The 15867-nt window shown below is 36.7% G+C and carries 11 protein-coding genes; 3 read left to right on the top strand and 8 right to left on the bottom strand.

The features are described 5' to 3' along the window. Nucleotides 1-69: 69 nt before the first annotated feature. Both acsn021_RS10620 and acsn021_RS10615 read right to left on the bottom strand, forming a co-directional pair. Nucleotides 70-2493 carry a glycosyltransferase gene (locus tag acsn021_RS10620; protein ID WP_184089804.1) on the bottom strand — a complete coding sequence of 808 codons (2424 nt, stop codon included), beginning with the start codon at nucleotides 2491-2493 and terminating at the stop codon, nucleotides 70-72. Nucleotides 2494-2764: 271 nt separating this feature from the next. Further along, a complete protein-coding gene (locus acsn021_RS10615) occupies nucleotides 2765-4855 on the bottom strand; it encodes an elongation factor G (RefSeq protein ID WP_184089807.1) in 2091 nt (696 codons plus the stop codon). A 480-nt stretch (nucleotides 4856-5335) separates the two neighbouring features. On the opposite strand from acsn021_RS10615, the gene aroF reads away from it, so the two are divergent. The 3 genes from aroF to aroA all read left to right on the top strand — a co-directional run bounded on the left by aroF (nucleotide 5336) and on the right by aroA (nucleotide 8970). Beyond that, nucleotides 5336-6349, top strand: a complete 1014-nt coding sequence (gene aroF, locus acsn021_RS10610) for a 3-deoxy-7-phosphoheptulonate synthase (RefSeq protein WP_184089810.1) — start codon at nucleotides 5336-5338, stop codon at nucleotides 6347-6349. Nucleotides 6350-6501: 152 nt separating this feature from the next. Further along, the gene (locus tag acsn021_RS10605; protein ID WP_184089813.1) at nucleotides 6502-7608 is read left to right on the top strand and encodes a prephenate dehydrogenase; all 1107 of its coding nucleotides are present in this window, start codon (nucleotides 6502-6504) and stop codon (nucleotides 7606-7608) included. A 69-nt stretch (nucleotides 7609-7677) separates the two neighbouring features. Then, nucleotides 7678-8970: a 3-phosphoshikimate 1-carboxyvinyltransferase gene (gene aroA / locus acsn021_RS10600; protein WP_184089817.1), complete on the top strand. Its 1293-nt coding sequence runs from the start codon at nucleotides 7678-7680 to the stop codon at nucleotides 8968-8970. Nucleotides 8971-9194: 224 nt separating this feature from the next. Here the strand turns inward: aroA and queA are convergent, their stop codons facing one another. The 6 genes from queA to acsn021_RS10570 all read right to left on the bottom strand — a co-directional run bounded on the left by queA (nucleotide 9195) and on the right by acsn021_RS10570 (nucleotide 15864). Continuing rightward, nucleotides 9195-10220 (bottom strand): tRNA preQ1(34) S-adenosylmethionine ribosyltransferase-isomerase QueA, encoded by a 1026-nt coding sequence (queA, locus tag acsn021_RS10595; protein ID WP_184089820.1) that lies wholly within the window; start codon nucleotides 10218-10220, stop codon nucleotides 9195-9197. 163 nt (nucleotides 10221-10383) lie between these two features. Continuing rightward, on the bottom strand, nucleotides 10384-11247 hold the full coding sequence (locus acsn021_RS10590) for a tRNA 2-thiocytidine biosynthesis TtcA family protein (protein ID WP_243167750.1): 864 nt from the start codon (nucleotides 11245-11247) through the stop codon (nucleotides 10384-10386). 102 nt (nucleotides 11248-11349) lie between these two features. Continuing rightward, nucleotides 11350-12471 carry a cysteine desulfurase family protein gene (locus tag acsn021_RS10585; RefSeq protein ID WP_184089823.1) on the bottom strand — a complete coding sequence of 374 codons (1122 nt, stop codon included), beginning with the start codon at nucleotides 12469-12471 and terminating at the stop codon, nucleotides 11350-11352. 100 nt (nucleotides 12472-12571) lie between these two features. Beyond that, a complete protein-coding gene (locus tag acsn021_RS10580; RefSeq protein WP_184089826.1) occupies nucleotides 12572-13048 on the bottom strand; it encodes a dihydrofolate reductase in 477 nt (158 codons plus the stop codon). Between the two features lie 258 nt (nucleotides 13049-13306). Next, nucleotides 13307-14770 (bottom strand): ABC transporter substrate-binding protein, encoded by a 1464-nt coding sequence (locus acsn021_RS10575; RefSeq protein WP_184089829.1) that lies wholly within the window; start codon nucleotides 14768-14770, stop codon nucleotides 13307-13309. Between the two features lie 104 nt (nucleotides 14771-14874). After that, entirely contained in the window at nucleotides 14875-15864 is a 990-nt protein-coding gene (locus acsn021_RS10570; protein ID WP_184089832.1) for a carbohydrate ABC transporter permease, read from the bottom strand. Nucleotides 15865-15867 lie beyond the last annotated feature (3 nt).

Raw genomic sequence — 15867 nt, 5'->3', positions numbered from 1 at the left:
ATCCGTTCATGGCATCCTTTCTATCATATATTTTCTTTCAACCTTTCCATTCTAATTTTCGAATGAATCTTATTTTTCTGACTCATTAACTGATATTAATTCTTCGAATTGATTTACAATGGATTGATTATATTGTGTAAAAGAAATATTCAGGGGTTTCACTTTTCCTTCTATAAACTCGTTCATACCTTTTAATAATCCATTCTCACTGTTTTCCACAAGATAGCCTTTATGTTCCCTGATAAAATCTCCTGATCCCGGAATATTAGTTGCAACAATCGGTATTCCTAAGGTATCCGCTTCTAATAACACTAAACCAAGTGGTTCTCGGTCAGATGGTAAAAGGAATAAATGGCATCGTTTGAGTATTGTAAAAGGATTTGAAGTTGATTTTACGATATAAATATCTTTTGCACAATCTAATTTTTTTGAATATTCCACTGTTTTCTGGTGCAGAACACCATAGCCGCCTATAATAATAAGTTTAGTACCAGGATGCTTCTTGTGAAATTGATTAAAAGCAGACATTAATTTTATATGTCCCTTTTCCGGCGAAAAGCGTCCAATGGTAATAAATTTCATAGAATCACCTTCTAACATAGAGGTAAACTCCTCATAAGGTACAGAAAGTTCCGTTTCCTCTTCCATAATAAATGGTAGGTTTGCTTTTTCAATTATTCCGTCAACATTATGAGCGTTTTGCAATACCTCAACTTTATCCATAAAATTACCGATTTTTTTAATAGAGATTCTAGTTGCATCACTTACTGCTATAATTTTATTATAACTTTCAAATGCATGTTTTAGAATATTAAGGTCAAAATTCTGCTTTTCCTTATATTCCTCGTACATATCATTATGCACAAAGATGACTTTAGGAGCCTTAGCCTGCTGCAAATATAAGGTTATATCCGGTGCATATCCGGTAAAATGTACCACCTTATCAATCCGTACATTATGAAACCGTTTATCGTACTCTCTTTGATACAGGGAGTTCATATGTTTTTGTATAAATTTTGAATCAATATGAAGTCTAAAATACAATTTGTGAAGGACAGCTTCCAACCAGGTCCATTCAATAGTACTGCCGCAAAGTGGCATTATTCCGGTATTAGGCGGAACTACTGACAGCCGCGTTGGGGTTTTGGCAAATTGATTTTGTTTAAAAAAGAAAAAATAATTAGCCTTTTCTCTGTCCACCAGATGTATCAAATTTAACATAGATGTTGTGATACCATTTTTTGCCAGATTGGAGCAGTATATTAAAATGTTTTGTTTTCCATTTTCTCTTGCTTTTTCTTCTTTACATACTTTCTGCTGAAGGAAAACATGTCTGGCAATCCTGTTAGCTGCGTTCATATTGTCATAGGTACAGTAGGTTCTTAAAAAGTCTGCTTCATCATATTCTTTAGGACGGTTTAGTTCTTCATTTAATTCTGTTACATTTTCTGCTTGAGGAAATGGCAGCGAATTAATTGGGATATATAGTCCTCTCTCATCTAAATAGTCTTTACGGTCATACGTAAATAAAATAATTTTCTTTCTGGTATTAGCAAAGTCAAAAAAAACACTTGAATAATCAGTAACCAAAACATCTGCGGCATTTAAAAAATCATAAGTTTCATACTCTTTCGGAAATGGCTTTATATGAGAATATTGAGTAAAATCAAAGCTGTTCTGTAAAAATACATGGAATTTTACATAGAACACCTGGTTATTCTTCAATAACTTATCCAGTAATGCAAAGTTACAGGCACATGCTTCTATCTGCTCCGTATTATTAGTTTCTGTTAAGGTCCCACGCCAGGTAGGCATATAAACAATAACCTGCTGATTCGTTAATTTTAATTCTTTCCTAACTTTCTGTATACGGTCATTTTGGTAAAACACAGCATTTCTTGGGTAACCCTCGCAAAGAACCTTTCCTTGATATGTGTTATTAAGGTGGTATGCATTTAGCATCTTTTCTTTCATATAATCATTCGGATATAATAAATAGTCAGCAACCTGAAAATTCTTCTGAATATTTCCCATGGCATACGCACGGTTTTCTACTTCATATCCCATGCGTTTTAAAGGAGTTCCATGCCAAGTGTTTAAATATACCTGTTCTGTCCTTTTATAGAACCAGGTGGGAAAACTGGTGTCATTAACAATATACTTTGCAGTAGCCAGTATTTCTAAATATTTTTTAGAATCCATATCAATCAGTAAGATATTATAAAGCTGATATTTCTTAAGCAGCCTTTGAATTCTTACTTTACTTGCCATGTTTACACTAAGATAACATTGAAATTTATTATACTCTGTTTTAGTCAATTCTTTGAGCAGGTAAAAAATATTACCGGCTAAATCTGCTCCTGCTTTTGATTCAAACAATATGGCTGTGTTTTTAATTCGCTCTTTTCGTTTCTTTAAATAATATGAATTACGACTACAAACTCTTCCCGTAGAGGTCACTTTAGATATCTTACTTCTTATATTAAAATTCATCGGTTAATTCCTCGCTATCCTTTGATAACTATAATTTTATTATATTTTTTAAATGTATATACAAAAATTATTATAATGTAGTTATGCCAAATCATATTCAAGTTTGCGATGGTACCTCAAATCCCATTATAACCCTAAAAATTTTCCTTTTATAGTACATTTTTCTTAAGATTAGTTAAAGAATCGTTAAAGATATAGATTGAGCATATACTAAAAAAGCTGAACCAGCTTTGTCATAATATCTTTAAGAAGCTGATTCAGCGTATTTTGATTATTCCCCACTTGCCATTAATTCTTTCTCATTTTCTTCAATTACTTTTTGTTGAATGTCTGCCGGTGCCTGTTCATATCTGGCAAAGTCATAGGAAAAATCGCCGGCACCTCCGGTCATAGAGCGTAAATCGGTGGAATATCCGTAAAGTTCGGCTAACGGAATATCAGCAAGAATTTCCTGTTTATTATTAGGAAGAGGATTCATTCCAAGAACCCTTCCACGACGCTTATTCAGGTCACCCATAATATCTCCCGTGAATTTATCGGGTATCATTACCTTTAAGGAACCTATTGGCTCTAATAGTACTGGAGACGCCTCCATGAATCCCTGTTTAAAAGCTTGAATCGTAGCCATTTTAAATGCCATTTCAGAGGAATCCACCGGATGGTAGGAGCCATCTACAAGTACTGCTTTTAATCCTACTACCGGATAGCCCGCCAAAGGACCTTTTAACACGCATTCAGCAATTCCTTTTTCCACCGCCGGAAAGTAATTCCTAGGCACACTGCCTCCGAATATTTTTTCTTCAAAAACGAATATCTTTTCGTTATCTCCCAAAGGTTCGAATTCTATATGAACATCACCGTATTGTCCGTGACCTCCTGACTGCTTTTTATATTTCCCCTGTACCTTTACCTTCTTCCGTAAGGTTTCACGGTAAGGAACTTTCGGTTTCATAATGTCTATTTCTACCTTATATCTAGTGAATAATTTATGCACAGTAACATCAAGCTGCTGTTCTCCGATGCCATATAACAAAGTCTGGCGGTTCTCGTTGTCATTTACTACCTTCAAGGTTAAATCTTCATCCATTAACTTAGATAATGCCTGTGCGACCTTATCGTCATCTCCTTTATTTCTTGTTTTAAACCGCTGACTGGTATAAGGTTTTGGCATAACCGGTACTGCATACTCTATAGGTACTGCTTTTGAGGATAAGGTATCTCCTGTGGCAGTATCCGAAAGTTTTCCGATTGCTCCGATATCTCCGGCATGTAACTTAGTGACTTCAATCTGTTCTTTTCCTCTTAATATGTATAACCTTGAAATTTTTTCTTCTGTGCCTTTTGCAGCATTGTATATGACAGAATCTGAATTTAATACACCAGAACACACTTTAAATAATGTAAATTTACCGATGAACGGATCAGCAATGGTTTTAAAAACTTTTGCAGACATAGGTAAATCCTCTTTATAATCAGCATGAAATATTTCACTGGATTTTAATAACTTTCCACTACACTGCCGTTTATTCGGCGCAGGGAAATACTTTTCAATAGCTTGTAACAACATTAAGGCTCCTTGTGCATATAAACCGGACCCCATTAAAACCGGAACTACAGTTCCATCTATGACATTCCCACGGAGTGCTGTGGATATCTCCTCCTGGGTAAAATCTTCTCCTGAAAAATACTTCTCCATTAATTCTTCATTGGTCTCAGCCACTGCCTCTAAAAGCGTTTCTCTGAATTTATTCAGATTTTCCTTGGAATAGTCGGGAATGGGGCATTCTTCATATTTTCCCATTGTGGTAAATCTTCTTCCTGCCATCTTAACTACGTTTACAAAACCTACAAATTTACCATTTTCTCTGATTGGTATATGAAAGGGTGCAATCCGTTTACCGAAATTCTCGGTCAAAGCTTCTACTACCTGACGGTAGCTGGCATTATCGTCATCCATATCCGTTACAAAAAACATTCTGGGCAGATTATACTTTTCGCAGTATTCCCATGCCTTTAAGGTACCAACCTCAACTCCTGATTTTGCAGCTATAACAATTACGGCGGCATCCGCAGCCTGCATAGCTTCTTCCACTTCACCTACAAAGTCAAAATATCCAGGTGTATCCAATATGTTTATTTTTGTATCCTCGTAAGCAATTGGAACGACTGTGGTACTGATTGAAAAAAGTCGTTTCACTTCTTCCTTGTCATAATCACTAATGGTATTACCTTCTTCAACTTTACCTTGTCTCTTTGTAATTCCCGTGGAGTATGCCATGGCTTCGACTAAAGTAGTCTTGCCACAGCTGCCGTGGCCTAACAGAACAACATTTCGAATCTTTTCTGAAGTGTAAACATTCATACTTTTTCCTCCATGAATAATATTTTTGTAAATACATTAGGGCATTTCTACATTATGGATATAATACCGTAATATACCTATGTATATATTTTACTAAATAATGTCTGATATTACAACTTAATTATCTATAATTAACAGATTTAATTTGTCCATCATAATAATATTGAATCTTTGCAGCATATATATGTTATATTTCTATGATTTCATACATTCTTCCTGATTATTCTATTAATTCCTACTATTTTTCCGAAAGTATTTTTCACTTTAAACCGCTACACTTTAAACTGTTACGCTTTAATGTTTTGCAGTATTGACATTTATTTGTGAATGGAGTAGAATTAGTATAAGTAAAAAATACATATGCCAGTATATACTGTCAGGTATGTTTCTATAGGTATAGAAAATTAAAGAAAGGATACTGCAACACGATAAGGTTGCAGTGTGTGTACACCCAAAGCTTGTGTACACTCAGGGTACAAAATGATAATTGTTATGAAACAAAATGCGAAAAAAGAATCCATAAAAAATATTATTAGAATTATTGAAGATAAGGGGTTGAGCGCCCATATTTCAGATGGTAAGGAAGTAACTATTATTGGCGTTGTCGGTGATAAAACAAAACTTCACGATCAGAATCTTGAAATTGCTCCGGAAGTAGAACGTATCGTTCCCGTTACCGAATCTTATAAATTAGCAAATAAAAAGTTTCATCCTGAGCCCTCTATAGTAAAGGTTGGCAATGTATCGATTGGAGGCGGTAATCTTGTAATTATGTCCGGACCCTGTGCCGTTGAAAGCAGAGAACAGCTTTTTGATACAGCACATGCTATCAAAAAATCCGGTGCTCAGATTTTAAGAGGTGGTGCTTATAAGCCAAGAACTTCACCTTATGCATTCCAGGGATTGGAGGAAGAAGGTTTAAAGTACATGAAGGAAGCCAGAGAAGAAACAGGATTAGCTGTCGTTTGTGAAGTAACCAGCCTTGCTGCCATTGAATCAGCAGTAAAATATGTTGACATGCTTCAAATCGGAGCAAGAAATATGCAGAATTTTTATCTTTTAAAAGAAGCAGGAAAAACCGGTCTTCCCGTCTTGTTAAAACGCGGATTATCTGCTACCATAGATGAATGGCTGAATGCTGCTGAATACATTATTGCAGAAGGAAATCCTAACGTGGTATTATGCGAACGAGGTATACGTACCTTTGAAACGGCAACAAGGAACACTCTAGACATCAGTGCTGTTCCTGTAATAAAATCCAAAAGTCATCTGCCGATTATTGTTGACCCAAGCCATGCTACCGGTGTAAGAGAATATGTGAACCCTTTAGCTAGATGTGCCGTTGCAGCAGGTGCGGATGGCTTAATGATAGAAACGCATCCCAATCCTGCAATTGCTTTATCCGATGGCCCTCAGTCTCTGACTTTTCCTCAATTCGAAGAACTGTGCCAGGAACTTAGACCATTTGCAGAATTGATGGGTAGAAAATTCTAGTAGCCACCTTTTTAAGGAGTATTATGTATCATACTCGGTCAGACCAATCATGTTAGGATGAAGGAAAATCAATAACAGGGAGGATGCCACATTACCATTCTTTCAACCAATGATACGTATTTCAATATTTTGTATGTGGCAATCATTGTATTATGGATAGCATAACCGTTGGCTTTATTGGCTTTGGATTAATAGGCGGCTCTATTGCACGTGCCCTGAAAGAGCTAAATCCAAAGAACACTTTATTAGCCTATCACTATAGTAAGAAAAAACCATCAATCGGTTTGATAGGGGCAAAAGAGGACCGGATACTGGATATAATAACAGAAGATTTAACGGATTTTTCTGTTTGTGATATCATCTTTTTATGTGCACCGGTCTTATCAAATATATCTTATCTTAGCCAACTTAAAAGCATCATTAAATCAGATTGTATCATAACGGATGTTGGGAGTGTAAAGGGTAATATACATAAAGCCGCGCTGGAACTGAACCTTGACAGAAATTTTATTGGTGGTCACCCGATGGCAGGTTCTGAAAAAACAGGTTATGAAAGTTCTTCCAGTCGTTTACTTGAAAATGCATATTATATCCTCTCTCCTACTGACTTAACGCCTCCTGATAGATTAGAGTTTTTACGCAGTCTGGTAGTATCCATGAGTGCCATTCCGGTCATAATAAATGCAGGTGAACATGACGATATAACAGCTGCTATAAGTCACGTACCTCATATTATTGCCGCTGCTTTGGTTAATATGGTTAAGGACTCCGACGATCCTGAAGAAAAGATGAAAACCCTTGCAGCAGGTGGTTTTAAGGATATTACAAGAATCGCTTCTTCATCACCGGTTATGTGGCAGAATATATGTCTGACCAATACGGTCAGCATTAAACAATTTCTTAAGCTGTATATTACCTCCCTTCAAGATGTTTCAGATGCATTGTCAAGCCAAGATGCCTCTTATTTGTTTGAATTCTTTGAGACTGCCGGAGATTACAGAGATTCTCTTCCGGTGAAAGTCACCGGTCTAATCAATAGGTCTTATGAAATTTATCTGGATGTTATTGATGAAGCCGGAGCTATTGCTACGGTAGCAACACTGTTAGCCACTAATCTTATCAGCATAAAAAATATAGGCATCATTCATAACAGGGAGTTTGAACAGGGTGTTCTGCGAATTGAGTTTTATGAAGAGGGGGCCTGCAATAAAGCCTCTCTGCTTTTAAAAAAATATCGCTACACAGTTTATGAAAGATAATTAACAAAAGAAAGGAATGCCACATATTAATACCTTCACACTTTTATTGTGGCAATGGGATGGTATAACATGGTAATAAAAAATGCAAAGCAATTAAAAGGCGAACTTGAAGTTCCTGGTGATAAGTCTATATCCCACCGAGCCGTCATGTTTGGCTCATTGTCAGAAGGAATTACAGAAATTACCCATTTCCTTCAGGGTGCTGACTGCCTCTCAACCATCTCCTGTTTTAGCGATATGGGAATTGAAATTGTAAATCAGACTGCTTCTAATAAAGTAATTGTCAGGGGGAAGGGGTTAAGAGGTCTAAAAAGACCTTCCGGTGTTTTAGATGTGGGTAACAGTGGCACTACTATGAGACTTATGTCAGGGATTCTTTCTGGTCAGTCCTTTGATTCTGTTATGACAGGGGATGAATCTATACAAAGAAGGCCTATGGATAGAGTTATTGCTCCTTTATCTCAGATGGAGGCTGATATCAAAAGCCTTACGGGAGATGGAAGGGCACCCCTGAAAATCCGTGGAAAAGAAACTTCTTTAAAAGGAATCCTCTATGAATCACCTGTTGCTTCAGCTCAAATAAAGTCTGCCATTCTTCTCGCCGGTTTATATGCAGACCGTCCGACTTCTGTTACAGAACCCTATGTATCCAGAAACCATACGGAACTCATGCTGAAACGGCTTGGTGCGGAAATTATCATCAACAATACAACAGCAAGTATATTACCTGAGCCTAAATTAAAGGGTGATAAAATTGAGGTTCCCGGCGATATCTCCTCTGCAGCTTACTTTATTGCCGCCGGTCTGCTGGTCCCAAATTCCGAACTGGTTATAAAAAACGTCGGTATTAATCCGACCAGAGATGGTATTATAAAAGTTTGTGAACAGATGGGAGCAGATATTTCTCTTGATAATATTCGGAATACTGACACAGAAGCAATTGCAGACATTATTGTCCGCAGTACCTCTCTTAAAGGAACGATTGTTGGTGGTGAATTAATTCCTACTCTTATTGATGAAATTCCTGTTATTGCAGTTATGGCATGTTTTGCAAAAGGTACTACTATCATAAAGGATGCCGCAGAGTTAAAAGTAAAAGAATCTAACCGTATCGATGTAATGGTTCAGAACCTTACCTTGATGGGTGCAAACGTTACAGCTACAGAGGATGGTATGATTATCGAAGGGGGCAACGGACTAAAAGGTACTTCTATTGAAAGTAAAGCTGACCACCGTATAGCCATGTCCTTTGCCATAGCCGGTCTTCTGTCGGAAGGAGATACAGAGATACTTGGGGCAGAATGCGTAAATATTTCTTATCCAAACTTTTATGCCGATTTAAATGGCTTAATACAAGGTTGATATAAGCATATTGTTTATATTTAAACAGACGGATAAGAACAAGGTTTATTATATAATTTGAGCTAAAACTCCTGAGCAACATTTTACTAGGAAAGTAATACTTTAAATTACAATCACCTTTTCAGTTGCAAATAATAAAAAGAAGGCACAGCTTATAGTCTGTTTTAAATTATGAGCTGTGCTTTCTTTAAGCAAACCTTTGTTTGTATATTAAGTTAAAGGTATTATTGTATGAACATAGCATCTCCGAAACTGAAAAACCTGTATCTCTCTTTTACTGCTTCTTCATATGCTTTTAGTACAGGTTCTCTTCCGGCAAGAGCCGATACCAGCATAATCAGAGTGGACTCCGGCAGATGAAAATTAGTTATTAAAGCATCTAGAACTTTAAATTTATAACCAGGATAAATAAAAATCGCGGTATTACCGCTGCCAGCTTTTACAAGACCGTTTTCGTCCGCTGCTGATTCTACGGTTCTGCAACTTGTAGTGCCAACACAGATTACCCTGCCTCCCTTTTCTTTCGTCCCATTTATTTTTTCTGCCTCTTCCGCTTCGATTTGATAAAACTCTGAATGCATATGATGCTCTAAGATATTCTCCACTTTAACCGGGCGAAATGTACCTAGTCCAACGTGAAGTGTAACATTGGCAATTATAACCCCTTTTTGCGTTAGCTCATCTATGAGTTCTTTAGTAAAATGAAGTCCTGCTGTGGGAGCCGCTGCGGAACCTTCGTGTTTGGCATAGACCGTCTGGTATCTGTTCTTATCCTGTAATTGATGGGTAATATACGGAGGCAGTGGCATCTGCCCCAATCTGTCCAGGATTTCCTCAAAAATACCTTCATAGTTAAACTGAACCATACGGTTTCCTTCGTCAACTATTTCCAGTATTTCGCAGGTAAGTATGCCATCCCCGAAGCTGATTTTAGTACCAGGCTTAGCTTTTTTACCAGGTTTTACAAGAGCTTCCCATACATCACCCTCTCTGCGTTTTAACAGTAATAATTCAACCTTTGCACCAGTTCCTTCCTTCTCACCAATTAATCTGGCAGGAATAACCTTTGTATTGTTTATTACAAGGCAATCACCGGATTTTAAGTATTGAACAATATCTTTAAATATTTTATGGCTGGTTTGGCCTGATTCTTTATCAAGCACTAGAAGTCTTGAACTGGATCTGTCTTCCAGTGGATCTTGTGCTATTAATTCCTCCGGTAAATCAAAGTAAAAATCTTCTTTATTCATCTTTATACCTATTGCATATCGCAAGATTGCTGCCTGCGATATTGCCACAAATAGAACTAATTGAAAGAATCATTATGTGGCTTCCTTTCTCTATTACTATACTTTCTTACAACCTTCGTGATAGGATGCTATGCAATTCATACAGCATCACAAATTAGAAAATCTATTCCTCTTCTGTTATACCGTCTTCTTCATCATAATCTTCTAAAAAGCTATGTGTCACTTGCTTTTTTTGATATCCAATCATTGTATCCAAATTAACATTATGAACACTTCTAAAAATATTCATATCAATAATAGAGCTTGTCTGTCTGAACTTTTTAATAAGTTCTTTCATTTCCTGGCGTTTCGACCCCATACCTGCATCTCCTAACATACAGTTTTCTGTCAAACGGCAAGCACACTGGATAAACTGAAGGTTATTGTATTTTTTCCAAGCTAAAATGTCAGCTTCCTTGACCATATATAACGGTCTGATTAACTCCATTCCTTTATAATTGGTGCTGTGAAGTTTTGGCATCATACCTTTCATTTGTCCACTATATAACATACTCATTAAGATAGTTTCAATCACATCGTCAAAGTGATGACCTAAGGCAATTTTGTTGCATCCTAATTCTTGTGCATGCTTATATAAATAACCTCTTCGCATTCTGGCACATAAATAGCAGGGTGAATCTTCTATATCTGCCACAATATCAAAAATATCCGTCTCAAATATATGAATAGGAATATTTAGGTATTTTGCGTTATCAATGATGATTTGTCTATTATATGGATTGTATCCAGGATCCATAACCATAAAGACTAATTCAAATTTAAATTTTCCGTGTCGTTGAAGCTCCTGCATACATTTTGCAAGTAACATGGAATCTTTACCACCGGATATACAGACGGCAATTTTATCGCCTTCTTTAATTAATTGATACTCATTTACTGCTGTAATAAACTTACGCCATATTTCTTTGCGAAACCTTTTTATAAGGCTTCTCTCTATCTCAATATGCTTTTCCATAATAATATTCATTGGATAACACACCTTATGCTGATGTGTTACAGCCACAAACGCGGCTTCCTTTCTATTCAGTATTCTTTTTACTTACTAATACAATATAATGCCTATACATTGTCAATTATTTAATACTTGCAGTTGTTCTAAAAATACTGAAATAAATTCTTCTAATTCAGTTTTCGTAGTTAAGTGGCTTAAACTGATACGAACTGTTGCAAGGGCTAGTTTCCTGTCTTTTGTCATGGCATACACGGGTTTTGATACAGTATTTGGTGCACAACAGGCTGACTTGGTCGCGATATAGATTTCTTTTTGATCTAATTCTGCTTGAAGTTTATTTGTATTTACTCCCTTTACACTTATATTTAAGATATAAGGAGAAGCTTCTTTGGGAGAATTAATTACAATTGGTTTAGAGACAGACAACTTTTCTCTGAGCAGTTGATTTAATCCCCTAACGTAAGTTAAGCGTTTGGCCTGGTTTTCTATTGCCAAAGAAAGTGCTTTTTCTGTAGACGCTGCCAGAGCAAGTGCAGGGGTTCCACTTCGAAAAGAGGTTGTACTTAATCCGCCATGAATCAAAGGTTCCAGCATTACATGTTCTTTTTTAATTAAGATTCCGCTTCCATTAACACCATAAAATTTATGAGCAGAAAAAGTAATAAGATCTGCTTCCTGAAAGTTTACCGGAATCTTACCCACTGCCTGAGTGGCATCTACATGTAAGAAGAGATGGTCTCTTTCTTTTATTATCTGATTAATTTCAGTTATTGGCTGGATTGTACCGATTTCACTATCTACTAGTCCAACGGATACTAATATGGTATCTTCTCGTATTAACTCCTTTAAATGGTGTAAATCCACTTGTCCATTTTTCTCTATATTGACAAAATCAACTTCAAAACCGTCATTTTGAAGTGCTGTAAAGGGTCCCGTTACAGAAGCATGCTCAAGAAAGGTTGTAATAATATGTTTCCCGTATCTTTTATAACTTCCTGCAATTCCTTTGATTGCCATATTATTGGATTCGCTTGCACCGGAAGTATAGATAATCTCTTGTTCCTTTACACCTAAAAGACCTGCAATTTTAGTGGTTGACTCTAACATTCTTTCAGCCGCTCCAACACCAAGAGAATGGGGGGAGTTGGGGTTGCCTATATAATTCATACACATTTGATAAAAGGTATCGGCAACCTCCTTGTCCACTGGTGTATTGGCTGCATAATCTAAATAAATCATGAAAATCTTCCTTTCTTTTCTGCGAAAAATTAATTGTACCTAATACTAAAACTGTCTGTAAAATGTAACCTGTAGCTGTACACAGTCTCAGTACATCACATTAAATTCTATACTTTTCATAGGTATAATAAGTATAGGGTATTTCGCCTTCTATTCGATGTTCATAGATTTTACGATATATATTGGTATCAAAAACGGGGAAGTATATATCTCCATCGTATTCTTTATCAATTACAGTCAGATATATTCTATCAAGAAATGGCAGTGCTTCTTCATAAACCTGTCCGCCGCCGCTTATAAATACTTCTTCTTCATGTTTAGTCAGCCTTAATGCTTCTATAAGTGAAGATACTGTAACGCAGTTATTATCCTGTATATTTAATTTACTTGATATAAGAATTGTCTTTCTATCCGGTAATGGTCTGCCAATTTCATCATAAGAGCGCCGCCCCATAATAATGGTTTTGCCGGTAGTAAGCTCCCGAAAACGAGATTGCTCACCCTTAATATGCCAGGGAATCTTTCCGTTCATTCCAAGCACTCTGTTTTTAGACATTGCTGCAATTGCTGAAATCATAATAAACCCCCATCTGTGTGCCAGTGCAATAGCACTTGCACACCTAAAATCAGGACATTGAAAAATGCTTTTAATTTTTAAACGCCTGTCTGCTGCATTAGCGCACGTATATATAAGAATGTTAAAAAACCTCCTATAAAAACAACAATATACATTATACTTGAAAAGTTCAAACAATTCAATCGAAACTCATTCGAATCCATAATGCAAAACAGCACAAGGTTTTATGTCCTTGTGCCGTTTGTATTATTATATAGTTTATTCTTTATTTGCACCATAGAAGGTATCCAGAGCATCCTGTAATACCTGTTTACTGGATTCAACTGATTGAGCAACGGTTGCATTTTTATCAACTACAATCGGATTCCAGATGTTACTTCCAAAATCAAAGCTGGTTAAACTACTCCATGGGTCTAATTTTAAGTTGGCACCAGTGATGTACGCCATCTCTAAATCTTCTTCCGTCTGAAAGCAGCTTTCAAACCAACTAGGGTCATCTCTATATTCGCTGTCTCCACCATGCCAGTTTAAATACTCTTCAAATACCTGTAATACTTTTTCCGGTTCTTGTACACCGACGGGCACAAAATACCAGTTGCCGGATACTGGACTATATGCTTTGCCATCACCGCTTGGACCGGAAGGATAAGGTACGACATGGTAATCAAAGGGTAATTCTGCGCCTTCTGCTATCGCAGCATCTGCTTCCTGTTTCAAAGACCAACCCTGAGCTGTCCAAAACATTACTTTTCCATCAGACCAGGCAAAGTAATTATCATTCCAATCTTCCGTGTTCCATGGTCTTGCAGATTGGTCAACGTTATAAAGACGATTAATAAATTCCAAAGATTCTATTACTGGTTTTGTGGAAAGGCCTTCTGTAGGATTTCCTGCAAGGCTTCCTCCATTATTCATGTTTAATCCATTGATTAAATCAATGAATACACCTCCAAAACCATACACATCTACAGTTCCGTCACCATTCGTATCTCTGGTGCCTGCTTTTGCAAGTTCTGCAAATTTATCCCAGGTCCATTTACCTTGTTTATAAAGTTCTTGAGGATCTTCCAAACCAAGCTCCTGAATCATAGTTCCATTATAACCAAGAAAGATACCATTTTGAGGCAGCCCCTGTTCGGAAAAAAGGTACGTTCCGCCTAAAGCATCCAACGGTTTTATTACTTTCTGGTCATGAAACATGTCACTATTCGGAGAGGCTATCTTTGTCAAATCCTGTGCAAGACCGTTAATTACTGCGGGAATACCAAATTGCAGGTCTGCCAAATAGATATCACATTCCGGTGTACCGGCCATAATAGAAGTATTAATACTTTCCGTGATACCTTCCCAACCCAGGTTTACAAATTCAATTCTAACATTGTATTTCTCTTCAATTCTTCTCACATTGTCTAACATCATTTGGGCTGTTTCCGTATTGGTCAATCCCGGGTTATCTGTTATATCATTATGTTCACTCGTGTAGTACATATCCCACCAAATACCGACTTTAATGGTTCTCTTTTGCATGTCAAAAGCTGGGTAGATTTCATCTACGCTCTCGGTTTCTCCTTTAGTCGGTTCGGTTGTTTCAGGGGCTACGGTTGGTGTACTGTCTGGTTGGTTTACTGTTTGTGTGTTGTTATCTTTCTTACAGCCGGCCAAGGATAAAACCAGAATAAAGGCCATGATAACAGTTAGTAATTTTTTGCTCCACTTCTTCATTGAATTCTCCTCCAATAGATTAATAATTTATTTTTAGAAAGTTAGAACTTCTGTCACTAAATCGCATCGCAGCCCAAAACAGGGGTGTAAACATGTGTTTACTTTTACCCCACTATACCACTACGTTCTACACCTTCCATAAAATACTTTTGTAAAATCAGATAGATAACTAAAATTGGCAGTAACACTAAAATCACACCTGCATATACATAAAGCTGCGATATCAAGGGATCCTTAACCTTATCCACAAATTCAATAGTTGCCTGTATCGTTGAAAGCCGAAAGGTTATTATATGATCAGAAGCCATTGAAAATAATCTGGCGTAAAACATGTCATTGTACTGCCACACCAGCGAGAATACAGTTACGGTAAGAACGGAGGGTATAGCATTTACTAACATAATTCGAAGGTAGGTATACCACATGCCGGCTCCATCAATAAAGGCCGCCTCTTCAATTTCTTTTGGCAAACCGCGGAAAAATTGGTTGAATATGTAGATATATAAACCGGAACGTAATCCGCTGCCTAGTATTGTCATTAAAAACATAGGTGTTTCACTCGATAGCAGATTTAGCTTAGAGCCTCTGGCTGATTCAAAGATTCCTAAAAAATCAAAGCTTCTAAAATGCTGGTAAAGGGGTAGCATTATTGTATGCGTCGGCAGCACTATTGTTATAATTACACATCCAAACAAAATATTTTTGAATGGAAATTCAAATCTTGCGAAACCATATCCTGCCATTGACGTTATAAAAATCTGAATTAATGTAATTAAACTAATATAGACTACCGTAAAGCTCAGCGTTTTGACATAATTAAGCCGAAGCATAGCTAGCCGGAAATTATCAAAGGTAGGTTTTAATGGAAATAGAAAAACAGAAGGGTTATATACATCTGTCGGTGAAAAGAAGGAATTGCTGACTATGCTTATAATCGGCCCTAATATAATATAAGAAATTCCTAACAAGATAAGAAACTTAAATAAAGAAAAAAGCCGTTTCTTATACTTTGTTAGAATCTTACTTCTTTTATTCTGTAATACAGTATCCTGACGGATTTTTTTCCATTGCAATTTTAATTGACCCGTTTTCATGAC

Origin of the sequence: Anaerocolumna cellulosilytica (genome assembly GCF_014218335.1) — a bacterium.
In the GTDB taxonomy this organism is placed as follows: Bacteria; Bacillota; Clostridia; order Lachnospirales; family Lachnospiraceae; genus Anaerocolumna; species Anaerocolumna cellulosilytica.
This window is presented reverse-complemented; position numbering and strand designations above follow the sequence as displayed.

Coding starts and splice junctions, on each gene's coding strand:
- acsn021_RS10615 (WP_184089807.1), bottom strand. CDS start 4,855: ATGAATGTTTACACTTCAGAAAAGATTCGAAATGTTGTTCTGTTAGGC.
- acsn021_RS10570 (WP_184089832.1), bottom strand. CDS start 15,864: ATGAAAACGGGTCAATTAAAATTGCAATGGAAAAAAATCCGTCAGGAT.
- queA (WP_184089820.1), bottom strand. CDS start 10,220: ATGAATAAAGAAGATTTTTACTTTGATTTACCGGAGGAATTAATAGCA.
- acsn021_RS10605 (WP_184089813.1), top strand. CDS start 6,502: ATGGATAGCATAACCGTTGGCTTTATTGGCTTTGGATTAATAGGCGGC.
- acsn021_RS10620 (WP_184089804.1), bottom strand. CDS start 2,493: ATGAATTTTAATATAAGAAGTAAGATATCTAAAGTGACCTCTACGGGA.
- acsn021_RS10575 (WP_184089829.1), bottom strand. CDS start 14,770: ATGAAGAAGTGGAGCAAAAAATTACTAACTGTTATCATGGCCTTTATT.
- acsn021_RS10590 (WP_243167750.1), bottom strand. CDS start 11,247: ATGAATATTATTATGGAAAAGCATATTGAGATAGAGAGAAGCCTTATA.
- aroA (WP_184089817.1), top strand. CDS start 7,678: ATGGTAATAAAAAATGCAAAGCAATTAAAAGGCGAACTTGAAGTTCCT.
- acsn021_RS10585 (WP_184089823.1), bottom strand. CDS start 12,471: ATGATTTATTTAGATTATGCAGCCAATACACCAGTGGACAAGGAGGTT.
- aroF (WP_184089810.1), top strand. CDS start 5,336: ATGATAATTGTTATGAAACAAAATGCGAAAAAAGAATCCATAAAAAAT.
- acsn021_RS10580 (WP_184089826.1), bottom strand. CDS start 13,048: ATGATTTCAGCAATTGCAGCAATGTCTAAAAACAGAGTGCTTGGAATG.